Below are 24356 nucleotides of genomic sequence, written 5' to 3'. Positions count from 1 at the left end.
CCTTGGCATCGCAGGGGGCGACTTCGGCCAAGAGTCGACGGAGTACTATTCGGCCTCGCCGATCCGCCGCTCCGCCGCACCGACGATGCGCGGCACCGCCGATCCGCCGCACCGCCCCACCGCCGCTCCGCCGCCTCTGCCCGTGCGGGTGGCACGTTTCAGGGTCACGATCAAGGGGACTGGAGGTTTCTCCACTCTGTCCGCCACCGTTTCGTGAAGGAGCCACCGTGCGCGCCCTGGCACTCGTCTGCACCCTCTCCCCGTCCCCCTCCGCCTCCAGCAGCGAGAAGCTGGCCGGGCAGGTGCTCGCCGAGCTGGAGAAGCGGGAGGTGACCGTCGAGTCGGTGCGGATCGCCGACCACGACGTGAAGCCCGGCATCGGTGTCGACATGGGCGACGGCGACGCCTGGCCCGCGCTGCGCGAGAAGGTCCTCGCGGCCGACATCCTGCTGATCGCCACGCCCATCTGGCTCGGCCACCCGTCCAGCATCTGCCAGCGCGTCCTGGAGCGCCTGAACGCGGACTCCTCCGAGACCGACGACCAGGGACGGCCGCTGTTCTACGGCAAGGCGGCCGCCGTCGCGGTGGTGGGCAACGAGGACGGCGCGCACAACGTGAGCGCCGACGTCTTCCAGGGGCTCAACGACGTCGGCTTCTCGCTGGCGCCGGGAGCCGTCACGTACTGGGTCGGCGAGGCCATGCAGGGCACCGACTACCAGGACCTCGACGAGACGCCCGACAGCGTCGCGGGCACGACGCGCACTCTCGCCGCGAACACGGTGCACCTGGCCCGCCTGTTGCGTGACGCGCCGTTCCAGGCGCCCGCCCAGTAGTCCGCCTCGGGGTCCCGGCGCGTCCGGGTCACCGCAATCCGTGGCACCGCAATCCGTGGCACCGCGAAGGGCCCGCGCCGATCGCTTCGGCGCGGGCCCTTCGTCGTGTCCGGCGTTCGTCCGCCCTCTGCTGCTTCGCCCGCTGCTACGCGGTGGCGACGGGGCCGTCCCCGACCTGAGCCGCGGAGAGCTGGTGGCGGGCGGCGGCGAGGGCGGCCTTGATGTCACGCGTGCCGGTGGACACACAGAGCGTGTAGGCGACGTCCTCCATGCGTTGACGCGCTTCCTTGGTGCCCTTCTCGGCGTGCAGGGTACGCAGCGTCTCGTACTGCTCCACCAGGTTCTTCAGCACGATCGGATGTGCCAACAGCATCAGAGGCCTCCCTCATAGCCACTCATCGCCACCACTCACACGGGGCATCGCTCCGCCCCTTGTGCCCCGAATCCGGGTCGGCACTCTCCCGCCCCCCAGCATTGTCCCCCCGGCAACCCCGCCGCTCCAGTCGAGGACCGGACGTCCCGCGTCGACCGGTCGGCTCCGCCGCCCCCGCCGGCCGGCCCTCACTTGATCCTTTTCGTCCGGAAGTCTGTTTGCCGCCGGAGACGCAGGGCAGGCGGTCGTCGAGTGCTTGGGACAACAGGCGCTCCTCCAGGAGAAGGCCACGGCTCATGCCGTGGGCCACCCCCGCTGACCCCAGTGATGAGGAGTGCTCATGACTAACCGCCATGCCCATGACGATGCCCCCGACACCGAGCAGGCCTTTCGCCGTCTCGCCGCCACTCCCGTGGGCCGCGAACGCGACGTACTGGTCGAGGAGTTGGTCGAGGCCTGGCTGCCGATGGCGCACCGCATCGCCGGCCGCTTCCGCAACAAGGGCGAGAACCTCGACGACCTGAAGCAGGTCGCCGCCCTCGGTCTGGTCAAGGCCGTCGAGCGGTACGACCCGGACCGCGGCGCGTTCCCGTCGTACGGCGTCCCCACCATCACCGGCGAGCTGCGCCGCCACTTCCGCGACCACAGCTGGGACGTGCACGTGCCGCGCCGGGTGCAGGAGCTGCGCAACAAGGTCCGCGTCGCCCACCAGGACCTGATGAACCAGCCGGGCCACCCCGCCGAGCCCGGGGTGGACGAGCTCGCCGTGCAGGCCGGTCTGACGTCGGACGAGGTCCGGGACGGGATGGAGGCCCTGGAGAGCCACAGCAGCCTCTCCCTGGACGCCGAGATCGGCGCCGCGCAGGACGGTTACAGCCTCGCCGACACCCTCGGCGCCGCCGACCCCGGCTTCGATCTGATCGCCGACCGGGAGGCCGCGCGGGGCGGCCTGGAGAAGCTTCCCGAGCGCGAACGCACCATCCTCTATCTGCGGTTCTTCGAGGACATGTCGCAGTCCAGGATCGCGGAGGAGATCGGCGTCTCGCAGATGCACATCTCCCGGCTGATCACCCGCAGCTGCGAGCAGGTCCGCGCCCACGCGCTCGGCCACGCCTCCGCCCGCCAAGCGGCCTGAGAACCCTCAGCGCCTGCTCGAGAGGGCCGCCCGACGATTTGCCGGTCGTCCCCGGTCGGCCCAGACTTGCGGCGACACGGCTTCCTCTCGGCAGGCAAGAGGAGAAAAGCTCCATGGTGAAAGGCCCCTCACGCCGCACGCCCCGAAAACCCCGTGCGGCGGAGAGCGAATCGCGCGCCTCGCGTTCGGCGACGGACCGTATGGCCCGCACACTGCTGCGCCGCCGGAAGAAGACGCTCAGCACCGAGGACGTGATGGTCTCGGACCGGCCGAAGGTGCGCCGCGCCGTGACGGCCGCCGCGCTCGGCAACACCATGGAATGGTTCGACTTCGGTGTCTACGCCTATTTGGCGGGCACCATCGGAAAAGTATTCTTCCCCTCCAGTTCGCCGGGCGCCCAGGTGGTCTCCACGTTCGCCACCTTCGCCGCGGCGTTTCTTGTACGTCCGCTCGGCGGCCTCGTCTTCGGGCCGCTCGGCGACCGGATCGGCCGGCAGCGGGTGCTCGCCGCGACCATGATCATGATGGCGGCCAGCACCTTCGCCGTCGGCCTGCTTCCCACGTACGCCTCGATCGGTTTCGCCGCGCCGCTGCTGCTGCTCCTGTGCCGGCTGGTCCAGGGCTTCTCCACGGGCGGCGAGTACGCGGGTGCCACCACCTATATCGCCGAGTACGCACCCGACCAGCGGCGCGGATTCCTCGGCAGCTGGCTCGACTTCGGCACCTTCGTGGGCTACTCCCTGGGATCCGGTCTCGTCACGGTGCTGACTCTGACGCTCGGGACCGACGGCCTGGAGAGCTGGGGCTGGCGCATCCCGTTCTTCGTCGCGGGACCGCTCGGCCTCATCGGGCTCTACATGCGGATGAAGCTGGAGGAGACGCCCGCGTTCCAGCAGGAGGCGGCCAGCTCCGCCGCCGAACGCGAGGCGGAGTCCGAGCGCGGCGAGAGCGACCCCGTCGAGCAGGCCCGCCAGTCCGGCCACGGCCGGCTCCGGGAGATCTTCGCCCGGCACTGGCAGGCGGTGCTGATCTGCATGGGCCTCGTGCTGCTCTACAACGTCACCAACTACATGGTGACGTCGTATCTGCCGACGTTCATGACGGTCACCCTCGGGGAGAGCGACACGACCGCGCAGCTCCTGGTCCTCGGGACCATGCTGCTTGTGGTCCTCGCCATCACCACCGTGGGGCGCAGCTCGGACCGGTGGGGCCGGCGGCCGATGTTCATGGTCGGCAGCATCGCCATGATCATCCTCGCCGTGCCCGCGTTCCTGCTGATCCGGGAGGGCGGGATCCTGCTGCCCGCGTTCGGCTGCGTGATCCTCGGGCTGCTCCTGGTCTGCTTCGCCGGAACGGCCGCCGCCACCTTGCCCGCCCTGTTCCCCACCCGGCTGCGGTACGGCGCCCTGTCGATCGCCTACAACATCTCCGTCTCCATCTTCGGCGGTACGACCCCGCTCCTCGCCTCGTACCTGGTGGACTCCACCGGCAACACGCTGGTCCCGGCCTTTTATCTGATGGTGGCCGGGGCGATCGGCCTGGTGTCGACGTCCTTCCTGCACGAGACGGCCGGCCGCCCCCTGCGCGGCTCCGGCCCCATGGTCGAGACGCACGACGAGGCGCGCGAGGTGGTGGCGCGCAGCCGTACGGAGGCGGGCCGGCACGCCCGCGACGTGTGGCTGCGGCTGTGGCATCCCCGGGGCGGCCGGCGCGGGGATGCCGGGAAGCGGCGCTCGGGCAAGGACGACGAGTGACATGCTGACCCCATGCGGCTTCTGCTGACCTCCGACACCCATGTGCCGGCGCGGGCGAAGCGTCTGCCGGACGCGTTGCTCGCGGAGATCGACCGGGCTGACGTGGTGATCCACGCCGGCGACTGGATCGACGAACCCACGCTCGATCTGTTCGAGTCCAGGTCGCGCCGGCTGATCGCCGTGTACGGGAACAACGACGGGCCGCCGTTGCGCCGTCGGCTCGCCGAGGTCGAGCGGGCCGAGCTCGCCGGGGTGCGGTTCGGTGTCGTCCATGAGACCGGGGCGGCCACCGGGCGCGAACGCCGGTGCGCCGAGCGCTTCCCCGACCTCGACGTCCTCGTGTTCGGGCACAGCCACATCCCCTGGGACACGGAGGCGCCCGGTGGCCTTCGGCTCCTCAACCCCGGCTCCCCCACCGACCGCAGGCGCCAGCCGTTCTGCACGTTCCTCACGTTGACGGTCGCGGACGCGGCGCTGCACGAGGTGACCCTGCACCGGCTGCCGCCGAGGCGCTGAGCGCGCCGACGGGACGCCGACCGGCGCGTGCACGGTCGACGCCCCACGGGGCGGGCTCTCTGCGAACTTTCAGAACTGCAGCGCCCAGGCGCCGATCGTCCCGGTGTCATTCGTCCAGTTGTCGGTCACGCGCAGCTTCCACGTGCCGTCGGCGGTCTCGCTGGAGGCGTCGACGCGGTAGGTGGCCCGGACGTCGTCGGCGCTGTCGTCGCTGTCGTAGTTCTTAAGGAGGTAGGCGGTGCCGTCGGGCGCGACGAGCTCGACCTTCAGGTCGCCGCGGTAGGTGTGCCGGATGTCCACGGTCACGGACAGGCCGGCGGGGGCCTTGCCGGTGACGCCGGTGACGGGGAGCGGCGATTCGACGGTGGCGTTGTCGCGGATCGGGTAGTCGTCGGTGTTCTCGAACTTCTTGCCGGTGGGCGGGGTGCTGTCGCCGCCCGTGTGCAGGAGCTTGTTCGGGGAGCCGGTGCGCGGGTCGGTCACCTTGCCGGAGGTGGCGTCGGTGACCAGCTGGTCGCGGACCTGGGCCGGGGTCCACGTCGGATGGGCGGCGAGCAGCAAGGCGGCGGCGCCCGCGACGTGCGGGGAGGCCATGGAGGTGCCGCTCATCGTCTGCGAGGCGCTGTCACCGGAGTTGGAGGACGAGACGATGCTGTCGCCCGGGGCGAAGATGTCCAGACAGGAACCGTAGTTGGAGCCCTGCCCGTTGGACCAGCCGGTGGCGCGGGCGTCCCGGCTGTTGGTGGCCCCGACCGTGATGGCCGACGGGGTGGAGGACGGGGAGTACGAGCACGAGTCGGCGTTGTTGTTCCCGGCCGCCACGACCCATGTCACCCCGGAGGTTATGGAGGTGGCCACGGCGTCGTTGACGGACTGGGTCTTACCGCCGCCGATGCTCATGTTGGCCACGGCCGGCTTGACCGCGTTCTTGGTGACCCAGTCGATGCCGGCGAGGACCGGGGCCCAGGTGTCGCCCGAGGTGCCCTGGCAGTTCAGCACGCGCACGCCGATCAGCTTGACGCCCTTGGCGACGCCGTACGCGCCGCCGCCGACGGTCCCGGCGACGTGCGTGCCGTGGCCCTGGCAGTCGGAGGCGTTGGAGTCGTCGTCGATGAAGTCGTAGCCGCTCACCGCGCGGCCGCCGAAGTCGCGGTGGCTCATGCGGATGCCGGTGTCGACGATGTACGCGTTCACGCCGGAGGCGGTCGTGTCGTACGTGTAGCTCTTGTCGACCGGCAGGTCGCGCTGGTCGACGCGGTCCAGGCCCCAGGAGGGCGGGTTGGTCTGCGTGTCGACCGCGTGGGCGACGGCGTCGGCCTCCACGCGGGCCACCGCCGGGTCGGCGGCCAGCTCCTTCGCCTCACCTTCCGACATCCGCACGGCGAAGCCGCGCAGGGCGGCGGTGTACGTGTAGCGCAGGCTCCCCGCGTGCTCCTTGGCCAGGGCCTTCGCCGAGGCCGGGATGTCGGCGCGGGCGACGGAGTTCTTGAAGGTGACGATGTACGAGCCGTCGACGGCGCCGGGACGGTCCGCCCCGACGATGCGGCCCTCGCCGTCGCCGGGCGGCACAGGGGCGGCAGCGGCACCGGAGGTCGCGGCAACTCCCGCGAGCAGGGCGGTACTTGCGCCGACGGCGAGCATGCGCCGGACGACGCGAGCGTCGAATTTCATGGGGTCTCCTCGGACTCGGATATGGGGGGCCGCGCGGTGCGGTGCGTGTTGTGGGGGTTGAACCGCACGGCTGCCATGTGCATGACAGGGCGATGTGTGCGGGTGGGACGCGGGTATGAGCGGTGCGGGGATTACGAGTGGGTCTTGGGTTACGAGTAGTGCAGGAGTGACGGGTGCTGCGGGGGGCCGGGACGTACGAGGTGGCGTCACCGGACGGGCAGAGCTTCGGCCTCACGGAGGCGGCACAGCAATCCGTAGCGCTACCCAATGAGTGGCGTGCGGGCCGACGCACCGGTCCGCACCTCTCGCGGTTCCGGCCCCTCGGCCGACCCGACCACCGGTCTGACGGCCTGCCTGACAGCGGGCGTCGTCATTCCGTAGGTGGTGGACCCCTATTGCGAGGCCGCCTCACCGCCGGGTAGACCACCGTTCAACGAACGCCGTGCACCGGCGAGAGGCCGGCTCCTCGCCGAGGGCGGATCCCCGGGGGCACCGGCAGGCGAGAGGCGGACCCGTGACCCGACGTTTCTTCGATGCGGACCGTTCCTCCGACTCCGCGTGGGACGTGGAGGCGGCGGCCGATGAGGGAGGCGGTTCCGTGGGCCGAGCCGAGGAGACCGGGCGCCTGCGGGAGGCGTTGCGCGCGGGCCCGGTGCTCGCGGTGGTGCGAGGAGAGTGCGGAACGGGCGTGTCCCGCCTGGTGGACGAGGTCCTGGATGAGCCGGAGTTCACGGGGTGGACGCAGTTGCGCGGGACGTGCCCGGGGGTGACGGGGGCGGGGTGGGACAGCGTCGACGCCGGCCCGAGGGCGGGGTGGGCCGGCGCGTCGGAGGGAGCCGGCACCCCCGCGTTCGCGCTGGCCCCCCTCGCCGACGCCCTCGCCGGGCTGCCGTGCCGTCCCGTCGGCCCGCAGCCGTCCCTCCCCGACGTCGCCGGGGTCGTGGGACTCCTCGTACCCGAGTTGGCCGAGCGGTTGCCGGAACCGCCCGCGGCGGCGGCCGACCCGGCGTCATGGCGTGCGTTGTTGCCGCGTGCCGTCGGGGCGCTGCTGGCCTCGTTGGGGGACTGCGTCCTGGTCGTGGAGGACGTCCACCACGCCGACCCCGCCACCCTCGCCCTGCTCCACCACCTGATCGGCGCGATGCCGCCCCGGCTGCGGCTGGTCGTCACCGAGGACGCCGCGCCGGGGCTGCCGCTCTTCGGGGTCGGCTTGGCGGCGCGGACCCCGGTGGCGGAGATCTCCGTCCGGCCCTGGACGTGCGAGGAGACGGAGGAGTTCGTACGCCGATGGCTGCACGCCCACCGGCCGCAGCGTGTCGAGGAGTTGCACGACCTGGTCGTCCTCGTGCACGAGCGGACCGGCGGCCTCCCGGAGGTGGCCGAGATCCTGTTGCGGGCCGCCGGGGAGCTGCTGCGCGCTCCGGCACAGGGCACCCGACGAGCGCCCTTGATCGCGGTCGACGGCCGGAACGTGCGGGACATCGGGAGCGCCGGTCCAGCCACGACCGCGGGAGGAAACGGCCGGCGGGAGCGCGATTCGCCGTACGAATGGGCCGCAGGGGTCGACGCCTACAGAGCGCACGGTGCGGCATCCGCCGACGACCTCACCGGCGCGACGGAGACGGCGTCGGCTCTCGTCGGCGACCACACGCCTCCGGCCGCGGACTCCGTACTCGCGGCCGTACGGTCCGTGGGCGTTCCGCCCCCACTCCGGCGGGACTTCGCCCTGCGGTACGCCCGTCTCGACGAGGACGCCCTGCGCATCGTCGAGGCCGCGGCGGTGCTCGGCCGCCCCGCGCCGGTCTCCGTGCTCGCCGACGTGGGCCAGGTCGCCGCCGACCGCGCCGAGACGGCCGTGGAGATGTGCGTGCGGCAGGCCGTGCTGCGGGCCGACGGTCGCCACCCCGACTTCCGCCATCCGCTGGACCGCCGCGCCGCGCTGGCGCGCATGCCGGGGCCCCGCCTTGCCCGGCTGAGTCTGCGCGCCGCGCGGGCCCTGCACCGCGGGGGTGACGGTCCGTTGCCGCTGGTCGACCTCGCCCGCCTGTACCGGGCTGCCGGACGCGTGCGTGAGGGGGTGCGCTGCCTCGTGGCGGCGGCCGACCGGGCGGCCACGGCCGGCGACTACTCCACCGCGACCAGCCTCTACACCCGCGCCGTCGACGAGGACCCGCGCGCCGCGGGCCGTATCCGTACCGCGGCGAAGCTCGCGCGCACGGCCCAACTCGCCCGCGCCGACGGGCGCGTGGTCGCCGCCGTGCGGCGCGTACTCGACGAGGACGACCCGCCGCCGCGGCTGCGCGGCGAGATCCGGCTGCACCTGAGCGTCGTGCTCCGCAACCAGAGCGGAGGCGCGCTGGACAGCCTGAACGAGGTGGCCCGCGCCATACCCGACCTCGAGCTCACGGACCCGCAGACCGCCGCACGCGCCATGGCGGTCGCCGCCATTCCGTCCATCAAGGGCTGGCCGGTCGACCGCCACCTGCACTGGCTCGCCCGGTGCGAGGCGCTCGACGGCCAGGTCACGGAGCCGGGTGCCCGCGCCGCCATCGCCGCGAACCGCGCGACCGCGCTGATGCTGCTCGGCGACCCCCGCGCCTGGACCGCGGCCGAAGCACTGCGCGGTCCGGCCGCGACCGCCATGGAAGCCGCGCATCACGCCCGCGGCTGGACCAACCTCGCGCACGCGGCCACCGCGCTCGGATACGACGCGCGGGCCCGCGACTTCCTCGCGCGGGCGGCCCACGGCCTCGCCGAGACGAGCAGTCCGTACCTGGAAGGGCTCACGCGGACCGCCCAGTTGGTGCTCGGCTGGCACGAGGGCCGGTGGGACGGGCTGCACGACGCGGCCGACCGCACCACCCGGCACTACGCGGAGATACCCGATCTGACCGCCGAGGCCATGCTGGTCCGCGGGCTGACCGCACTGCACGTCCTCGGTGACGTCCCGCGGGCCCGCCGCGACCTGGCGGAGGCGGCCGGGACCACGCGCTACGACACCGGCGTCATCCTCACCGCCGCTGCCGCCGCCACCGCCCGCGTGCACCTGGAGGCGGGGCGGCCCGGCCAGGCGTGCGAGGCGGTGGAGGAGGCCCTGCACCGCCTGGAGCGCACCGGCGGCTGGGTGTGGGCCGGCGAGGTGGCGCCCACCGCGGTCGAGGCCCTGTGCGGCAGCGGGCAGGACGGGCGGGCCCGTCGGCTCGTCGCCGAGTTCGCCGCGGCGACCGGGCGTCTCGACGCGCCCGCCGCACGTGCCGCGCTGACCATGTGCCGGGCGCTGCTCGCCGAGGCCGACGGGCGTACGGACGAGGCGGTCGGTCTGTGGGAGGACGCGGAGGTGCGGTGGCGCGGGCTCGGCCGGCCCTTCGACGCCGCGCGGGCGGCGGAGGCTCGTGGGCGCTGTCTGCTGGATCCGCCCGGCGCGGCGGGGGACGTCGTGTCCGCGGCCGGCGTCATCCAGGACGTCGTCGAGGCCTACCGCGCACTGGGCGCGCGCTGGGACGTCGCCCGCTGTCAGCGGCTGCTGCGCCGCCACGACATCGTCACCACCCACCGCCGCGGCCGCCTCGGGTACGGCGACCAGCTCTCGCCCCGCGAGCGGGAAGTGGCCGAACTCGTCGTCCAGGGGCGGGCGAACCGGGAGATCGCCGAGAGCCTGGTGCTGTCGACCCGGACCGTCGAGCACCATGTGGCGCGCATCATGCGGAAGTTGAACGTCGCGTCCCGGACCGGCATCGCCCTGGCGGGCCGTACGGGCGAGGACTGCTTTTCGGCCAGAGTCACACGCGCCCAGGGCACCCCGTGGGAGTCACCGCGACAATGCACCTGAGCACGCCGCGCTCTTCTGCGCGCAGCGGGCGGAGGGCCGGACTTCCCCGGCATCACACGCACATGAATCGAAGGAGGGCACTTCCCTCATGCAACGGTTCACACGACTCTGTTCCGCGGTGGGACTCGCCGCGGCCGGAGTGCTCGTATCGGTTCCCGCCGCCCAGGCGTCCACGGCCCCGGCGGCGACGGATGTGTCGATCACCGCTTATCAGGACTGCCCGGTCGGCTGGTTCTGCGCCTGGGAGGACGCCGGAGGGTGGGGCCGGATGGCGCGGTTCCAGGTGGGCTCCGACGACCTTCGCGACTTCAATCTGAACGACCAGATCTCCTCGGTGTGGAACAGGACCGGCAAGACCTTCTGCACCTGGCTGAACATCAACCGAGACGGCGCCACGTGGCCGGTGGGGAACTGGCGGGGCGACACCTCCCAGTACAACCGGAACGACAACATCAGCTCGCTGCGGGTCGGTGCGTGCTGATCCGGTGGCGTACTGATTCAACGGCGCACTGATTCGATGGCGTGCTGATCCGACCCGGAGGGCCGGGCTCCAGCGGCACGTGAGAGCCTGCGTCGGGGCGGTGGCGGCGCGTGAGCGCCGGTCGCCGGAAGCGCCCCGATCCGCACCGCTGTCGCTGTGACCGCTTCCGTCCAGCCAGAGTTTCCCGGCGCCGGGCGGCGCCGCGCAGTTCGGAGTTCCGGCCCGTGCTTTTCGACGTCACCCGCGGCGGCCTCGCCGAGATCTTCGGCGAGGACCGTCTCGCGACGCTGCCCGTCACCGCCTTCCCTCCCTGTGCCGTGGACACCGAAGGCGCCCGCCTCCTGCAGACCGTCGGCGTCCCCACCGGGACGTTCCACCTGCGGAAGCCGGACGAGGAAGCGGGCACGCTGCCCCTCGTGCGGGACGCCGTCCACGCCGAGGACCACGAGGACGTCTCGCCGGACGCCGGCGGGTGGCCCGTCATCGGCTGGCTGCTCAACGCCCATGTCGCCCTCGACCCCGCGTCGGGCACGGTGTACGCCTTCGACGCCGACGAGGGAACCGCCGAGCAGCTCCACACCGACGTCTCCTCCCTGGTCCGGCTCGCGGCCCGGCTCCAGCGCCTCCTGGAGGAGTTCACCTTCAGCGGCGACGACGGGGACGAGGAGGCCGACTTCGAGCGCCTGGAGCGTGAGGTCGAGGCCATCCGCGACGCGACGCACGCCGTCGACCCGCTCCCCTTCCGGGACGACGAGACGACCTGGTCGGTGGTCGGGGAGGAGATCGCCGCAGGCCAACGCTTCACCGGCGACTCCCCGGGGGCCCGCTCGCTCTACGGGTGACGGCCGGCCCGCCCCGCCCACCGACGGCCCGTACCCCCCACGGGCGGTCGGGCCTCCGAGCCCACCGCCGCACTCCTCCCGTCACCCCGATGGCATGATCGGTCCGTGTTTTCCTCCCGAATAAGCCACGCCACGCACCTCACCCCGGACCGCAGACCACGGATCGTTCTTTGGACCGCGGCCGGTGTCGTGGCCCTCGGGTTCCTCGTCGCGCTGGAGCTCGCCGCGCGTCATTACGGCAGCCCGGGCCCGATCACCGATCAGGCACGCGAGGTGATTTTCCCGCCCAAGCCGGGGCCGCTGTACGGCGGCATGGCGCTGACGATGGTGGTCCTCACCTGGCGGGAGCGGTTCATCGCGGTGGGCGCCGCCGTCGGGATCGACCTGATGTTCGCGCTGGTGCGCTGGGCGGCGGGCCTGCACACCCCCTCCGATCGCCTCTTCGGCAACGGCGCGCTGTGGGTGATCCTCGGCTGCGCGGTCATCGCCCTCACCCGCCGCAGCGGCCAGGAGCGCGTCCTGCTCCTGAAGGGCGTCGGACTCGGCCTGCTGCTGGTGACCGGGCGCAAGACCGGTGACACCTGGCTGCTCATCACCGCGAAGGCCCACCCGAACGTGCTCGACCCGTACGTGGCGACCGCCGACCACGCCCTCGGCAACCCGTCGTGGCTGGCGGGCCGGCTCCTGGAGACCACCGCGCCGATCGGCACCTACGTCCTCGACCTGGTCTACGCCCAGCTCGCGGTCGCCGCGATCGTCGTCGCGCTCTACCAGCTGCGCAACGTGGCGTCCGAGCGCCGCTTCCCGAGCCACCACCTGGTGCGCACGTTCCTGGTGATCGGGCTCATCGGGCCGGGCATCTACATGATCTTCCCGGTGGTCGGGCCGATCTTCGCGTACGGTCCCGGCACCTCCGGGACCGGCGGCGTCGAGTGGGCGGTGGCCGACCTATGGCCGCACACGCCCCCGGCGCTCGGCATCCCGCACCCGGTGCCGTACGACGGGCTCACCCCGCGCAACTGCGTGCCCAGCCTGCACACGGCGTGGGCCACCGCGATCTTCATCCACTCCCGCAAGGGCCCCCGCCTGCTGCGCTACGCGGGGACGTTCTGGCTGGTCTGCACGCTCGGCGCGACGCTCGGCTTCGGCTACCACTACGGCGTGGACCTGCTGGCCGGTGTGGTGTTCGCGCTCACGATCGAGGGAGCCCTGCGCGCCCTCGACCGCGGCTGGGACCGGTCGGCCACCCGGTTCGTCGCCTACGGCACCACGGTCTTCGCCGCGCTCCTGGTGTCGTACCGCTATCTGCCGGTGGAAATGGCCGAGCACGCGTGGCTCGCGGGCCCGCTCCTCGTCCTGGCGATGGCCTCGGTGATCTACGGCTACGTACGCACCACCCGGCAGTGGGACCCGAAGGCCGCACCGCCCCAGCAGCCGGAGCCCCAGCCCGCGCTGGCCTGAGGCACCCGCGTCAGCGGCGCCTCACGGGGTGCGGAAGCCGCGGAAAGTCACCGCGGCGCGGGTCTTGAAGCCGAGGCGCTCGTAGAGGGCGATGGCGCCGGCGTTCGCCTCGGCGACGTGCAGGAACGGCTGCTCGCCGCCGGACAGGATCCGCGCGACCAGCGCGCTCACCAGCCGGGCGGCGTGGCCCTGGCCGCGCGCCTCGGGGGCCGTGCACACGGCGCTGATCTCGGTCCAGCCCGGCGGCCGGAGCCGTTCGCCCGCCATCGCCACCAGCGTTCCTTGCGCGCGGATCCCGAGGTAGGTGCCGAGCTCGCGAGTGCGCGCCCCGAACGGGCCCGGCTCGGCCCGCTCGACGAGGTCGAGCATCTCGGGCACGTCGTCCGGTCCGAGCTCCACCAGGGAGACGCCGTCGGCCGGGCGCGACTCCCCGGTCGGGTGTCCCCCGCGCCACAGCATCTGGCGTCCTTCGAGTTCGAAGACCGGCTCCCAGTCCGCGGGCGGCAGCGCCGTGTTGCTGAACATGTCGGCGAAGCCGCCGTGGCCGAGCAGCCGCGCCAGGTCCGCCCAGTCCGCCGGGCCCGGCTCGGTCGGCAGGGCGCAGAAGGTCGCCACGCCCGGCAGGTACGTCGCCGCCTGTCCGGTCCGCCGGGCCAGATGTGCGTGCGCCGCGAGCAACGACTCGGCGACGGGGTTGTCGAGCACGGTGAGATCACTGTTCACTCGCCGGATCCTCGCATCCAGGGGTCCTCGCGACGACGGCGGGGGCCGCACGCGGCCACGGCCGGCAGGCCGCATCCCGCCCGCCTACGCGAAGGCCCGGACCTCGCGGTCCGGGCCTTCGCGCTGGCGGGTGAGGGATGTACGAGGGGTCAGACCTGGCCGCGCCAGGCGCCGGTCTCCACTCCGTCACGCCGCTCGATGAACTCCTTGAACCGCCCCAGGTCCCCGGTGACCTGCCGCTTGACGAAACCGAGCTTGTCGCCGGCCTTCTCGGCCATGCCCTCGGGCTCGTAGTGGAGCTGCAGCATGACCTTGGTGCGTTCGTCGTCCAGGCGGTGGAAGGTGACGACGCCAGCCTGCTTGGCCTGACCGTCCACCGTGGTCCACGCGACCCGCTCGTCGGGGATCTGCTCGGTGATCTCGGCGTCGAACTCCCGCTCCACACCGTCGATCTTCGTCACCCAGTGGGTGAGCGTGTCGGTGCGCTGCTCGATGCGCTGCACACCGTCCATGAACTCGGGGAACGTCTCGAACTGGGTCCACTGGTCGTATGCCGTACGCACCGGCACATTGACTTCGACGGACTCTTCGACTTGCGACACGAATGACACCCTTCCTCGTGAACCGGTGAAGTGGTGGATCACCACTTTCCTTCCACGCGAGTGCCCTGGCTCTCCGGCTTCACTCCCGTACCACTTCATCGATCTCGCGGGTGCGCCCTGCGTACTCGGCGAGCCCGACCGCCATGGCCCGCATGAAGCGGCGGAGGTACCACTGGAAGAGCCGGCGCGTCCCCCGGCTGCCCACGTAGGTCCCGTGCCAGTGGATCCTGGTTCCGCCGCCCGGCAGCTCATCCAGCTCGATGGTGGCCTGGTACCGCGACATCTGCGCGATCCGCACGCCCTCGTAGCGAAACCGGTGGACGGGTTCGAGGCCGGTGATCCGCTCCTTGGTGACGACCTTGCCGGTGCGGAAGGCCCGGGTCGCTCCGACGCCGTCGCGTCCGTCGGGTGACAGGTCGCGGGACTCCGCCGCCTCCAGCGCGTCGATGCGCGACCACTTGGGCCAGCTCAGCGGGTCGAGAAGCAGGGACCACACGGCCGCGGGCGGGGCCGTCGAGTCGGCCGTGACGTCGTACGACTGCATTCCGGGACTCCTCACGATGTCCGGCTGACCGAACCGGACGGGGCCGGGCCGGTCAGGGGTTGATCATGAGGCAACCCTAGGGACGGACCGGCACCGATCCCATGCGTGGAATTGCGGTCCTCCGGTCAGGAATTGCGGTACGCGGAGGGGCGCACTCCGGTCTGCCGGAGGAAGGCGGCCGACAGAGCGCCCGGTCCTGCGAAGCCGACCCGCGGCGCGATCTGGGCGATCGCCAAGTCGGTGCCGCGCAGCAGCCGTTGCGCCTCCTCGACGCGCAGCCGGGTGAGGAACCTGTACGGGGTCGCTCCGGTCGCCGCCTTGAAGACCCGGACGAAGTGGTAGACGCTCATGTGCGCCTCCCCCGCGAGCTCGGCCAGGGTGAGCGGGTCGGCCAGGCGGTCGTGCATCATCGCGACGGCCGCGCCGACGCGTGCGTCCTCCCGCGTCGCGGGGCACGGGTCCGTGCGTCGTTTCCGCCCTCGCGCATGGCGGGTCAGCAAGTGAGTGGTGAGGAAGGCGGCCGCCGACTCGGCGTAGAGCTCGCCGCCGTCGTCCCCGCCCGGCGTGCCGAGCGCGCGGACGGTCTCCTCGATCAGCGGGTCCCCCGCGGCCAGGGACGCCGCCATCGCCTCGAAGTCCACCGGGCCGCCGCCCAGCCGTGCCGCGACCGAATCGACCGTGTCGCGCGGAACATGGACCTGCACGCTCCGCATCGCCCCGTCCCCGCGGTAGCGGCGCAGGACGGGCCGGTCCGGGATGCCCAACTGCACCCGCCCCGGGGTCCAGGCGGAGCGGACCGCCCGGCCACCGCTGCGCGACTCCATCACGGCCCGACCGCCGACGGGCAGCACCATGTGCAGGTCGGCCGCGCCCGGCAGCTCCATGTCGTCGGCCACGGGAACGTGTTCGAACCGCTGGACCAGCAGCGACCGCCAGCCGAACGCCTCCCAACTGCAGTACGTGCGCCGCACGTAGCGCGCCATGTCGAAGCCGACGTAGGGCCGGAGATCGAAACGGGTGGAGTCGAACACCATGGCGTCGAGGCTACCGACCGCCGCCCCACGCCGACCCGCTCTTTGCGGCCCGGGTCCGGTCCCTGAAGCCCGTCTCCATTCCCTGCGGCCCGGCTCCGCCCCCTCAGCCCTCGCGTACGCCCTCCGCACGGCGCCTGCGGTACGCCGCGACCGCACCCAGCACCACTCCCACGCCCAGGACGATCAGTCCGCGCACCCATACGTCGCGTTCGACCTGCGTGGCGAGCAGGACGCACGAGGCGGCGCCCAGCACCGGCAGGACGGTGGGCACCCGGAAGTGCTCCCGCTCCCCCGGGTCCTTGCGCAGCACCAGGACCGACACGTTGACGAGGAGGAAGACCACCAGCAGGAGCAGGACGAGCGTCGAGGCGAGCGTGGCCACGTCGCCGGTCAGCGCGAGCACGAGGGAGAGGAGGGTGGTCGCGGCGATCGCCGCCCACGGTGTGCGCCGGCCCGGCAGGACCAGGGTCAGGAAGCGCGGCAGCAGACCGTCCCGCGCCATGCCGTAGGCGAGCCGCGAGGCCATGATGCCGGTGAGCAGGGCGCCGTTGGCCACCGCCACCAGAGCGATCGCGCTGAACAGCTCCGTCGGGACGCCACCGGCCGCGCGGACGACCTCAAGGAGCGGCCCGCTGGATTCGGTCAGAATGCGGGTCGGTACCGCCGCGGAGGCCGTCATTCCGACCAGGGCGTACACGATGCCCGCCGTGACCAGCGCGCCGAACAGCGCCCGGGGGTAGGAACGGCGCGGGTCCCGGGTCTCCTCCGCCACGTTCACGGAGGTCTCGAAGCCGACGAACGAGTAGTAGGCGAGGACCGCTCCGCTCAGGACGGCCGCCGCGGGCCCCTTGTCCGCCGTGCCCAGCTTGGTCAGCCGCCCCAGGTCCCCGTCGCCCCGCAGCACGATCCAGGCGCCGAGCCCGATGACGAGCAGCAGTCCGCCGACCTCGATCACGGTGGCCACGACGTTGGCGCGGGTCGACTCGCTGATGCCCCGCGCGTTCAGGAGCGCCAGCGCGCCCAGGAACACGATCGCGACCAGCACGACGGGCAGCGTGACGAACTCGGTGAGGTAGTCGCCGCCGAAGCCGCGGGCCAGGGCGCCGACGGACACGATGCCGGAGGCGAGCATGCAGAAGCCCGCCAGGAACCCGGCGAAGGGCCCGAACGCCAGGGTCGTGTAGTGCGACGCGCCGCCCGCCCTCGGGTACTTGGTGACGAGTTCCGCGTACGAGGCGGCGGTCAGCAGGGCCAGGCACAGCGCCACGAGCAGCGGCACCCACACGGCGCCGCCCGCGTCGGCGGCGACCTGGCCCACCAGGACGTACACGCCGGCGCCGAGGACGTCGCCGAGGATGAAGAAGTAGAGCAGCGGTGTGGTGAGGGCCTTCTTGAGGGACGGCTGGGCGTCCTGGGCCGCGGGAGTCGGGAGGGGAGCTTTCACGGAGAGTCATGTACCCCGTGAAGGGCGCGGCAGGCGGAGGTTCCCCTGGATGCCGGGGAGGCGGGGGCGGGTGTCCGGCGGGGGCCCAGCCGGACGACCCGGCGCGGTGGGCGATGGCCGATCCGGAGCGGTCGGCGCCCCGGTGGGTCCGGATGGCAGCGCTCGCCGGGTGCGGATCGGCGCGGGCAGGGAACCTGCTCGTAAACGTGTTCCCCCGCGCACTTCAGGTGCAGAAGTGGAGACGAACGATGGCCACGACCACGGGTGAGGTCCGCGCCCGGACCTTATCACCGAGGAGCCTCCAACTGCCCGGCATCGTGCTCGGCGTGGGCATGGGCGGTTTCGTCGACGGCATCCTGCTGCATCAGCTGCTGCGCTGGCACCACATGCTGAGCAGCACCAATCAGGACCACATCGGGGTGAAGTACTACAACCCCCACACGGTCTCCGGGCTGCAGATGAACACCCTGTGGGACGGCGTCTTCCACACCGTGTGCTGGCTCGCGGTCCTGCTCGGCCTCGCGTCGCTGTACTCGCGGGTCACGCACAGCCGGCTGCGGGTCTGGGGCTCGCGGGTGCTTTGGGGCTGGATGCTCGTCGGCTGGGGGCTGTTCAACCTGGTCGAGGGCGTCCTGGACCACCACATCCTCGGGATCCACCACGTCTATGCCGGGGACGGGCAGGTCTGGTGGGACATCGGCTTCCTCGTCCTCGGCGCCCTGCTGGTGGCCGGCGGCTACCTGCTCCAGCGCGGCGGCACCTACCTCGACGCCGACGCGCCCGCCGGGCACCGGGAAGGCCGGTGAGCCCGGTGAGTCCGGTGAGTCCGGTGAGTCCGGTGGACCACCCCATGCACGGCCACGAGCACGCCACCGGCGACAGCGCGTTCGCGGTGGCGCTGCCCGCGCTGGTCCTCTCGGCGGGCGCCGTCGGCTATCTGCTCCTCGCCCGCCGGGCCCGCCGGCGCAACCCCGCGCTGGGCTGGAGCCCCTGGCGTACGGCGTGGTTCCTGACCGGGATCCTGCTGCTCGGCGTGGCGCTGCTGCCGCCCGTGGCGCCCTTCGCGCACGAGGACTTCCGCGGCCACATGGTCCAGCACATGCTCATCGGCATGTACGCGCCGTTGGCGCTCGTCCTCGGCGCGCCGGTGACCCTCCTGCTGCGCGTGCTGCCCGCGGTACGGGGGCGGCAACTCACCGCCGTACTGCACAGTCCGCCCGCCCGTTTCCTCACGCGCCCGGCCGTCGCGCTGACGCTGTCCACGGGCAGCCTCGCCCTGCTCTACTTCACGCCGCTCTACGACGCGACCATGACCCGCCCCGTGGGCCACTGGCTGCTGCACGCGCACTTCCTGCTGGCCGGCTGCCTCTTCGCGCATGTCATCGCGGGCCCCGACCCCGCCCCGGCCCGGCCGAGCGCGCGTGTGCGGCTCGTCTGTCTCGGTGTCGCGATCGCCGGGCACGCGGTGATCTCCCAGCTGATGTACGGCGGCTTCTGGGTCCACGCCCACGCGCCCATCGTCCAGGTGCAGGGCGGGGCGGAGATCATGTACTACGGCGGTGACATCGCCGAACTGCTCCTGGCCGCCGCCCTGGTCACCACCTGGCGGCCCGAGCGCGCGCGCCGCACGACGGCCCGTGCCGTCGTCCCGGCCGGCGGCGGCTCAGCCGGTGCGCTCCTGGGCCGGCAGTAGGGCGAGCGTGGCGACGACCGCCCGGTGATCCGTTCCCGGCACGGTCCGTTCGCCGACCGAGACGCCCGCCAGGCCGGAGCCGTGCACGACGTGGTCGAGCTGGACCAGTGGCGGCAGCAGCGTCCCGCCGACGGGCCAGGTGCGGGCCCAGCCGCGGCCCAGTTCGGCGTGGGTGTCGCTGAGGTGGCCCTCGTCGAGCAGATCACGCAGGGGCGCGTGGTCGACGGTGGCGTTGAAGTCGCCCAGGAACACCGTGTCAGGGCCGGCCGCGCGGGCGGCGGAGGTGAGGGCGGTCATGTCCCGGTTCCACCTCCCGGCGTCACCGAGGGGGTAGTAGGTGTGCACCGCCACCAGGCGCACCGTGCGTCCTCCGACGGTGACCCGCGCGGTGGTCTGGGGCCAGGCCGTGTCGGCCTTCAGCTCGCCTCCGTGGGTCAGCGGGAGCCGGGAGTAGAGCGAGGAGTCGTTCTCCGGGTGCAGTTCGCGGTACGGCAGCGCCCTGTCCAGGCCGGCCTCGGCGAGCGCGGCGACGCCTGCGGCGGGCAGCTCCTGTACGGCCAGGACGTCGATCCGCTCCTCCCTCACCAGCCGGACCACCGCCCGCGCGTCCGCCGCGCCGACGTGGGTGTTGAGGGTGGCCACGCGCAGCTCAGGAGCGTGTGCCGGTAGGTGCGGCCGATCGTCCGGGACGAACCGCGGTACGAGCAGGGTCAGATGGACGGCCACGAGCAGCGCGGCGACGGCGCCCCGCCGGACGGACCGCAGCGCCGGGACCGCCACGACGGTGACGAGGACGAGCAGGCTGAGCACCCCGGCGTAGGGCAGGAGGACCACCGGAACGGCGAGCGGTGTACCCGCGTCGAGCCCCGTCAGCCGGACGAGGGGCAGGACGCACAGCATCCCGAGCAGGACGGCACAGCTGCCCCGCCCCCACCGGCGCCACCGACTCCCCCAGCTCCCCCGCCTCCCCCGGCGAAGGTCGCCCGCCCGCTCCCCGCCCGCGCGGTCGTCGTCCACCGCGGTGTCCGTCATTCCTGGCCATCCTCTCCGTCAGGAGCGCGGACGGCGGTCACGGACGACGTCGATGATCGCTCCGGCTCCTCGAGGAGGAGGACGACCATGGCTGACCTGCGGTTGCGCGCGTCGTCCCGATCGCCGGGCCCACCATGGAGCCATGGAACCGCTCCTGGACCGCCTCCCGGCCGACTTCTGGACCGTCCCGTACGCCGGGGCACGCCACCCGGGCGCTGCCGCCGTGACGGCGCGTCCCGGACTCGCGGCGGGAGCGAACTGCCAACTGTTCGCCTACGGAGTGCTCGGCCACTTCGGGCTGGTTCCGCCGCCCCTGCGGTCCAGCGAGTTGTGGGATGACACGGAGGCGACCGTCCACGTTCCGGTGCCCGAGCCGCTCGATCTCCTGCTCTTCAACGGCTCCGCCGACGCCTACGGCGCGCACGTCGGCGTGTGGGCGGGCGACGACGCGGTCCTTCATCTCTGCGCGGAGGTCGGCCGGCCGGCCGTGTGGAGCCTGGCCGACTTCGCGGGCCGTACGCGCTACCGGGTCCTGCTGGGCGCGAAGCGGGCGACCCGGCGGGCCGGCCTGCGGTGAGCGCGGTCCGCATGGCGTACACGCAGACGGGCCCCCGGCGCCGCAGCGCCGAGGGCCCGTTCCGCTCCGGCCGGTCAGCCGGGACCCGCGCGGTACATGCCCCGCTTGCTGCCCCGGCTCGCGCCGGCCTCGCCCTGCCGGGCCGCCGCGCTGGCGGCCAGGGCGAGCAGCAGAGCGACGCCACCGGCGATGACGTTGCTCACCACGGTCCTCGTGGTGCTGACGTCACCCGCCACGACCCAGGGCGCGACGATCGTCCAGACGCCCAGCGCACAGGCGGCCCACGCCATGCTGTGCGTGCGGTCGTAGGCACGGCCGAAGCCACCGCTCATCAGCAGGGCGTACGCGATGCCGACGATGAGGTTGGTGACCGTCAGCCGCGTCAGGCCTTCGAAGCCGACGATCCAGGGCGACGCGGCCAGGTAGAGCCCCGTGAGGAAGGCCAACGTGTCGATGGCCTGCACTTTCGGCGAGCTCGCCGCCCGCTCGGCACTCTCGTGACGGGCGCGGATGTCGGCGATGTCCGGGTGCGTTTCCATGGACGGGGACATGGGAGACGTTGTCACTGCGTCCACCTCCAGTAGGTGGTTCTTGGGATGCGGACAGGGCCGCGACGACGACGTCACGCGGCCGGACCAGGACTCGGGGCGGTGGCAGCACCGATGTGGCTGCCGGAATTCCGGGCCGCGGAGGACGGTGTCCGTCCCGCTTGGCCGGAGGGGCTCACGTCGTCTCTTCGAAGCGACGGGCCTTGAGATGGAGTTGCTCGGCGGAGCCCGCTGCGGCGTCGGCTCCGTCCTATCCCGAGAATACTGCGCATCACCCGTCTTGTCGTATGGCGGCCGCGTCACCCGTGGGGCCGCCGGGGCGGGTGGCGGCACGCCTGCCACCGCGCCCACCGGCGTAACGGCCGGGCGGAATCCCCACGACCCGCTTGAAGTGCCGGCTCAGGTGTGCCTGGTCGTAGAAGCCGACCTCGGTCGCCACCTCCGTGGGCGGCCGGCCGTCGAGGAGCAGCCGGCGGGCGCGTTCGACCCTGCGGGCCATCAGGTACTGGTGCGGGGCGATGCCGAAGGCGGCGCTGAACGCCCGCACGAGATGGGTGGGGTGCGCGTGGACCTGCTCCGCCGCCTCGTCCAGGGTGACGCCGCTCAGCAGCCGCTCGTCGAGCAGTTCCCGCAGGCTGTGCGCCACGCCGCCGGGCCGCGGGCCCGGGGCGGAGAGCCGGGGCCGCAGGTGGCCGCGGAGCCGTTCGCCGACCAGGGCGAGCCTGCTCTCGGCCTCCAGCTCGTCGCCGCGCCGGGCGAGCGCCGTGTGCAGCTGCCCGATGCGGCGGCGCAGCAGCGGGTCGGCGATGTCGGGGGCGTCCACGGCCGGGCCGATGAGGCTCTCGTCGAGCAGGGGCGCGTCCAGGTACAGGACCCGCTTGCGGAAGCCGTGCGCGGTGGCCGGGGAGCCGTTGTGCGGCACCTGCGGCGGCAGCAGCGAGACGGTGTCCCGCGGGGTGCCGCGTTCACGCCGGTCCAGGTCGTAGCGGACCGCGCCGTCGTCGACGATCAGCAGCGTCCACACGTCGTGGACGTGCATCGGGTACGCGTGCTCGGTGAAGTGCGCGTGGAAGACCTCGACGACGCCCGGGACCTGCGGGCGCCACGCGGAGACCTCCTGCGGGGACGGCATGCAAAGAACGTACAAGACGCGCGGGCGGTGCGATCGGCAGCCTGGCACGCATGACGACCGACACCACGCAGAGCACGCCCGTACGTTTCGACACCAAGATCGCAGTGGTGCTGCGCGAGGACCTGGAGACCTGGCAGCGGCTGAATGTCACCGCGTTCCTCGTCAGCGGCCTCGGCACGCAGGTCCCCGAGGTGATCGGCGAGCCGTACGCCGACGCCGACGACACCCCGTACCTGCCGATGTTCCGCCAGCCGGTCATGGTCTTCGAGGGCACGAAGGAGGCGGTGACGGCGGCGCACGGCCGCGCGCTCGGCCGCGACCTGCCCCGGGCGGTCTTCACCTCGGACCTCTTCACCACCGGGAACGACGCCGACAACCGCGCGGCGGTACGGGCCGTGCCGGCCGGGCGGCTCGATGTGGTCGGGGTCGCCGTGTACGGGCCGCGCAACGCGGTCGACAAGGTGATGAAGGGGTCCCGCATGCACCCCTGAGCACGCCGCACATGCAGCAGGGCCCCGGATCCTCAAGGGATCCGGGGCCCTGCTGTCGCAGTAGCGGGGACAGGATTTGAACCTGCGACCTCTGGGTTATGAGCCCAGCGAGCTACCGAGCTGCTCCACCCCGCGTCGGTGAACCCAACAGTACGCCATCGCGAGGGGTGCCGATGACCACGTACGGAGGGAGCGGCCCGGTCGGGTGCGGGAGCCGGGCGCTCAGCTCCCGAAGGGGACGTCGTCCGTGGTGGCCATGCGGCGGGTGTCGGCGTGATCGCCGACGAACGCCTGGATGTGCGCGAGGGCCTGCCGCGCGGACGAGTCGTCCTTGCCGCAGCCCCGGGTGGCGGAGACGCCGTCGGGGTAGCAGGACGCCCGGTGGCCGTAGATCAGCCCGTCGGCGTCGCCGCCGGTGGCCGACAGGAGACGGCGGGTCGCCTCTTCGTCGCCCGCGGCGGTCGTCCAGCCGAAGACGCGGGCGATGTCGCCCCGGTCCCGTGCGGCCGCGCCGAGGCGCAGCTGGTCGGTCACCTTGTTCAGCACGGTCGGCAGGCCGAGGTTGAACAGGCCCTTGTCCATGACCCGTTGGTTGTGGGCTATGGCTCCGCCGTGCTCGCCGAACTGGCCCTCGACGTCCGCGGCGTCCCCGCTGATGTCCACGCCTTCCAGGTGGTTGAGGTCCTGGCTGACGTCCTTCCATCCGGCCCCGCCCGCGGTGCCGTAGAAGCCGTACAGGACGCGCACTCCGGCGCTCTCCAGCTTGGTGCGGGCCAGGTCGCGCAGGGCGGCGGTGGAGCAGTGGCGCGTGGCGGCGTCGCCGCTGTCGCAGTGGTCGGGGTTCTTGATGTCCAGCCAGACGAACCCGACGTTCTTGCCGGCCCTGCGCTGCTGCGCGATCCGATCGAACATGTCGGCCATGGTGTCGCCGGCGCTGGTGGGGAGCCCGTCGTGATCGGCCCACCAGCCCTTCTTCCACGCGGTGGCGTCGATCTCCATCGCGTTGGCGCCGTGGTCGAGGGCCTTGTTCACGCCGTCGACGGTCAGGACGCGGTGGGCGATGGCCCAGACCGGGCGCTTCCCCTGCGACCCGGCCGCGTGCGCGGGTGCGGTGGCGTCCGCGGGTGCGGTCCTGGTGCCGGCCGGTGCGGCGCCGGCCGGGGCGGTGGCCAGGGCCGTCATCGCCAGGGCGCCGCAGACGACGCCCAGCGTCGCGGCTCGAGCGGTCGAGCTGGTGCGGGCTCGAGGTGTCACGGTTGTCTCCCCATCCGTTCCTGTGCGCTCCCTCCTAGGTGCGTCGCCGCTCGGCGCGGCACCCCGGGCAGGAGCGGGCCGGGCGCTTGCTCGCGCACCCGGCCCCAGCTGCCCCACCTGCCCATCCCGTCGCAGGTGAAACGCCCTACGAGCATGTACGGGCGCTACGGATCCGTCAGCCAGAAGCGCCACGGACCAGGGGGCGCCGCCGAACTCCCGTAGATGCAGAGGCTCTTGGTCTATACCAGCCATCCCTCCCCCAGTATTCTCGTCCTGCGCCGGCAGCACACCATCCCCACCTCCCCCCACCCGGGTTGCACGCCGGCGCGGGCGACACCACCCCGCACTTCCCCCAGCAGCCGGGTGAACTCCCCCCGTTCGCCGCCT

24 protein-coding genes and 1 tRNA gene are annotated in these 24356 nt (G+C 72.7%); 12 read left to right on the top strand and 13 right to left on the bottom strand.

Going from position 1 to position 24356, the window contains the following annotated elements:
• Positions 1 to 45: 45 nt before the first annotated feature.
• Positions 46 to 168, bottom strand: coding sequence for a hypothetical protein (locus ACFYO9_RS16715; RefSeq protein WP_388666375.1), 123 nt, complete (start codon positions 166 to 168; stop codon positions 46 to 48).
• A 59-nt stretch (positions 169 to 227) separates the two neighbouring features.
• On the opposite strand from ACFYO9_RS16715, the gene ACFYO9_RS16710 reads away from it, so the two are divergent.
• Positions 228 to 833, top strand: coding sequence for an NAD(P)H-dependent oxidoreductase (locus tag ACFYO9_RS16710; RefSeq protein WP_358778909.1), 606 nt, complete (start codon positions 228 to 230; stop codon positions 831 to 833).
• A gap of 145 nt (positions 834 to 978) precedes the next feature.
• Here the strand turns inward: ACFYO9_RS16710 and ACFYO9_RS16705 are convergent, their stop codons facing one another.
• The gene (locus ACFYO9_RS16705; protein ID WP_358709296.1) at positions 979 to 1206 is read right to left on the bottom strand and encodes a DUF5133 domain-containing protein; all 228 of its coding nucleotides are present in this window, start codon (positions 1204 to 1206) and stop codon (positions 979 to 981) included.
• 340 nt (positions 1207 to 1546) lie between these two features.
• Between ACFYO9_RS16705 and ACFYO9_RS16700 the strand changes: the two genes are divergently transcribed.
• From ACFYO9_RS16700 to ACFYO9_RS16690, 3 genes are all read left to right on the top strand, one after another.
• Positions 1547 to 2341, top strand: coding sequence for a SigB/SigF/SigG family RNA polymerase sigma factor (locus tag ACFYO9_RS16700; RefSeq protein ID WP_358778910.1), 795 nt, complete (start codon positions 1547 to 1549; stop codon positions 2339 to 2341).
• A gap of 200 nt (positions 2342 to 2541) precedes the next feature.
• Positions 2542 to 4095: a glycine betaine/L-proline transporter ProP gene (gene proP / locus ACFYO9_RS16695; RefSeq protein WP_358778911.1), complete on the top strand. Its 1554-nt coding sequence runs from the start codon at positions 2542 to 2544 to the stop codon at positions 4093 to 4095.
• 12 nt (positions 4096 to 4107) lie between these two features.
• Positions 4108 to 4611, top strand: coding sequence for a metallophosphoesterase (locus tag ACFYO9_RS16690; RefSeq protein WP_358778912.1), 504 nt, complete (start codon positions 4108 to 4110; stop codon positions 4609 to 4611).
• A 69-nt stretch (positions 4612 to 4680) separates the two neighbouring features.
• On the opposite strand, the gene ACFYO9_RS16685 is transcribed toward ACFYO9_RS16690, so the two are convergent.
• The gene (locus ACFYO9_RS16685; protein ID WP_358778913.1) at positions 4681 to 6282 is read right to left on the bottom strand and encodes a S8 family peptidase; all 1602 of its coding nucleotides are present in this window, start codon (positions 6280 to 6282) and stop codon (positions 4681 to 4683) included.
• 514 nt (positions 6283 to 6796) lie between these two features.
• On the opposite strand from ACFYO9_RS16685, the gene ACFYO9_RS16680 reads away from it, so the two are divergent.
• The 4 genes from ACFYO9_RS16680 (at position 6797) to ACFYO9_RS16665 (ending at position 12895) form a co-directional block, all read left to right on the top strand.
• Complete coding sequence (locus tag ACFYO9_RS16680; protein ID WP_358778914.1) at positions 6797 to 10111, top strand: LuxR C-terminal-related transcriptional regulator; 3315 nt, start codon at positions 6797 to 6799, stop codon at positions 10109 to 10111.
• 88 nt (positions 10112 to 10199) lie between these two features.
• Positions 10200 to 10592 (top strand): peptidase inhibitor family I36 protein, encoded by a 393-nt coding sequence (locus ACFYO9_RS16675; protein ID WP_358778915.1) that lies wholly within the window; start codon positions 10200 to 10202, stop codon positions 10590 to 10592.
• A 224-nt stretch (positions 10593 to 10816) separates the two neighbouring features.
• A complete protein-coding gene (locus tag ACFYO9_RS16670; RefSeq protein ID WP_358778916.1) occupies positions 10817 to 11434 on the top strand; it encodes an SUKH-4 family immunity protein in 618 nt (205 codons plus the stop codon).
• Between the two features lie 105 nt (positions 11435 to 11539).
• Positions 11540 to 12895: a phosphatase PAP2 family protein gene (locus tag ACFYO9_RS16665; RefSeq protein WP_388666372.1), complete on the top strand. Its 1356-nt coding sequence runs from the start codon at positions 11540 to 11542 to the stop codon at positions 12893 to 12895.
• A gap of 21 nt (positions 12896 to 12916) precedes the next feature.
• On the opposite strand, the gene ACFYO9_RS16660 is transcribed toward ACFYO9_RS16665, so the two are convergent.
• The 5 genes from ACFYO9_RS16660 to ACFYO9_RS16640 all read right to left on the bottom strand — a co-directional run bounded on the left by ACFYO9_RS16660 (position 12917) and on the right by ACFYO9_RS16640 (position 17242).
• Positions 12917 to 13618 carry a GNAT family N-acetyltransferase gene (locus ACFYO9_RS16660; protein WP_358778917.1) on the bottom strand — a complete coding sequence of 234 codons (702 nt, stop codon included), beginning with the start codon at positions 13616 to 13618 and terminating at the stop codon, positions 12917 to 12919.
• A 149-nt stretch (positions 13619 to 13767) separates the two neighbouring features.
• The gene (locus ACFYO9_RS16655; RefSeq protein WP_355809737.1) at positions 13768 to 14220 is read right to left on the bottom strand and encodes an SRPBCC family protein; all 453 of its coding nucleotides are present in this window, start codon (positions 14218 to 14220) and stop codon (positions 13768 to 13770) included.
• Between the two features lie 79 nt (positions 14221 to 14299).
• Positions 14300 to 14764 carry an SRPBCC family protein gene (locus ACFYO9_RS16650; protein ID WP_358778918.1) on the bottom strand — a complete coding sequence of 155 codons (465 nt, stop codon included), beginning with the start codon at positions 14762 to 14764 and terminating at the stop codon, positions 14300 to 14302.
• 125 nt (positions 14765 to 14889) lie between these two features.
• Positions 14890 to 15798 carry an AraC family transcriptional regulator gene (locus tag ACFYO9_RS16645; protein ID WP_358778919.1) on the bottom strand — a complete coding sequence of 303 codons (909 nt, stop codon included), beginning with the start codon at positions 15796 to 15798 and terminating at the stop codon, positions 14890 to 14892.
• 103 nt (positions 15799 to 15901) lie between these two features.
• On the bottom strand, positions 15902 to 17242 hold the full coding sequence (locus ACFYO9_RS16640) for an APC family permease (RefSeq protein ID WP_355809745.1): 1341 nt from the start codon (positions 17240 to 17242) through the stop codon (positions 15902 to 15904).
• 248 nt (positions 17243 to 17490) lie between these two features.
• Between ACFYO9_RS16640 and ACFYO9_RS16635 the strand changes: the two genes are divergently transcribed.
• Together ACFYO9_RS16635 and ACFYO9_RS16630 are read left to right on the top strand one after the other, a co-directional pair.
• Entirely contained in the window at positions 17491 to 18048 is a 558-nt protein-coding gene (locus ACFYO9_RS16635; RefSeq protein WP_358778920.1) for a DUF2243 domain-containing protein, read from the top strand.
• A 44-nt stretch (positions 18049 to 18092) separates the two neighbouring features.
• Positions 18093 to 18935, top strand: coding sequence for a cytochrome c oxidase assembly protein (locus ACFYO9_RS16630; RefSeq protein ID WP_358778935.1), 843 nt, complete (start codon positions 18093 to 18095; stop codon positions 18933 to 18935).
• On the opposite strand, the gene ACFYO9_RS16625 is transcribed toward ACFYO9_RS16630, so the two are convergent.
• Complete coding sequence (locus tag ACFYO9_RS16625) at positions 18906 to 19967, bottom strand: endonuclease/exonuclease/phosphatase family protein (RefSeq protein ID WP_358778921.1); 1062 nt, start codon at positions 19965 to 19967, stop codon at positions 18906 to 18908. The genes ACFYO9_RS16630 and ACFYO9_RS16625 overlap by 30 nt on opposite strands.
• A 142-nt stretch (positions 19968 to 20109) precedes the next feature.
• On the opposite strand from ACFYO9_RS16625, the gene ACFYO9_RS16620 reads away from it, so the two are divergent.
• Positions 20110 to 20544, top strand: a complete 435-nt coding sequence (locus tag ACFYO9_RS16620; protein ID WP_358778922.1) for a hydrolase — start codon at positions 20110 to 20112, stop codon at positions 20542 to 20544.
• Positions 20545 to 20618: 74 nt separating this feature from the next.
• Here ACFYO9_RS16620 and ACFYO9_RS16615 read toward each other — a convergent pair whose 3' ends face one another.
• Entirely contained in the window at positions 20619 to 21083 is a 465-nt protein-coding gene (locus tag ACFYO9_RS16615) for an SPW repeat protein (protein ID WP_355809756.1), read from the bottom strand.
• A 280-nt stretch (positions 21084 to 21363) separates the two neighbouring features.
• Positions 21364 to 22224, bottom strand: a complete 861-nt coding sequence (locus tag ACFYO9_RS16610) for an AraC family transcriptional regulator (protein WP_358709326.1) — start codon at positions 22222 to 22224, stop codon at positions 21364 to 21366.
• Between the two features lie 50 nt (positions 22225 to 22274).
• On the opposite strand from ACFYO9_RS16610, the gene ACFYO9_RS16605 reads away from it, so the two are divergent.
• Positions 22275 to 22715: a DUF2000 domain-containing protein gene (locus tag ACFYO9_RS16605; protein ID WP_358778923.1), complete on the top strand. Its 441-nt coding sequence runs from the start codon at positions 22275 to 22277 to the stop codon at positions 22713 to 22715.
• 61 nt (positions 22716 to 22776) lie between these two features.
• On the opposite strand, the gene ACFYO9_RS16600 is transcribed toward ACFYO9_RS16605, so the two are convergent.
• Together ACFYO9_RS16600 and ACFYO9_RS16595 are read right to left on the bottom strand one after the other, a co-directional pair.
• Positions 22777 to 22850, bottom strand: a tRNA-Met gene (locus ACFYO9_RS16600).
• An 87-nt stretch (positions 22851 to 22937) separates the two neighbouring features.
• On the bottom strand, positions 22938 to 23969 hold the full coding sequence (locus ACFYO9_RS16595; RefSeq protein ID WP_358778924.1) for a phospholipase: 1032 nt from the start codon (positions 23967 to 23969) through the stop codon (positions 22938 to 22940).
• Positions 23970 to 24356 lie beyond the last annotated feature (387 nt).

It is taken from the genome of Streptomyces sp. NPDC005863 (assembly GCF_042871345.1).
Taxonomy (GTDB): domain Bacteria; phylum Actinomycetota; class Actinomycetes; order Streptomycetales; family Streptomycetaceae; genus Streptomyces.
Note: the sequence above shows the minus strand (reverse complement) of the source record. Positions and strands in the feature narration are given on the sequence as shown.

Excerpts from the sequence above, each read along its gene's own strand:
- ACFYO9_RS16685 (WP_358778913.1), bottom strand. The coding sequence starts at position 6,282 with ATGAAATTCGACGCTCGCGTCGTCCGGCGCATGCTCGCCGTCGGCGCA.
- ACFYO9_RS16630 (WP_358778935.1), top strand. The coding sequence starts at position 18,093 with ATGCACGGCCACGAGCACGCCACCGGCGACAGCGCGTTCGCGGTGGCG.
- ACFYO9_RS16610 (WP_358709326.1), bottom strand. The coding sequence starts at position 22,224 with ATGCCGTCCCCGCAGGAGGTCTCCGCGTGGCGCCCGCAGGTCCCGGGC.
- ACFYO9_RS16700 (WP_358778910.1), top strand. The coding sequence starts at position 1,547 with ATGACTAACCGCCATGCCCATGACGATGCCCCCGACACCGAGCAGGCC.
- ACFYO9_RS16675 (WP_358778915.1), top strand. The coding sequence starts at position 10,200 with ATGCAACGGTTCACACGACTCTGTTCCGCGGTGGGACTCGCCGCGGCC.
- ACFYO9_RS16605 (WP_358778923.1), top strand. The coding sequence starts at position 22,275 with ATGACGACCGACACCACGCAGAGCACGCCCGTACGTTTCGACACCAAG.
- ACFYO9_RS16635 (WP_358778920.1), top strand. The coding sequence starts at position 17,491 with ATGGCCACGACCACGGGTGAGGTCCGCGCCCGGACCTTATCACCGAGG.
- ACFYO9_RS16690 (WP_358778912.1), top strand. The coding sequence starts at position 4,108 with ATGCGGCTTCTGCTGACCTCCGACACCCATGTGCCGGCGCGGGCGAAG.
- ACFYO9_RS16650 (WP_358778918.1), bottom strand. The coding sequence starts at position 14,764 with ATGCAGTCGTACGACGTCACGGCCGACTCGACGGCCCCGCCCGCGGCC.
- ACFYO9_RS16705 (WP_358709296.1), bottom strand. The coding sequence starts at position 1,206 with ATGCTGTTGGCACATCCGATCGTGCTGAAGAACCTGGTGGAGCAGTAC.
- ACFYO9_RS16625 (WP_358778921.1), bottom strand. The coding sequence starts at position 19,967 with ATGACGGACACCGCGGTGGACGACGACCGCGCGGGCGGGGAGCGGGCG.
- ACFYO9_RS16645 (WP_358778919.1), bottom strand. The coding sequence starts at position 15,798 with ATGGTGTTCGACTCCACCCGTTTCGATCTCCGGCCCTACGTCGGCTTC.
- ACFYO9_RS16615 (WP_355809756.1), bottom strand. The coding sequence starts at position 21,083 with ATGGAAACGCACCCGGACATCGCCGACATCCGCGCCCGTCACGAGAGT.
- ACFYO9_RS16620 (WP_358778922.1), top strand. The coding sequence starts at position 20,110 with ATGGAACCGCTCCTGGACCGCCTCCCGGCCGACTTCTGGACCGTCCCG.
- proP (WP_358778911.1), top strand. The coding sequence starts at position 2,542 with ATGGCCCGCACACTGCTGCGCCGCCGGAAGAAGACGCTCAGCACCGAG.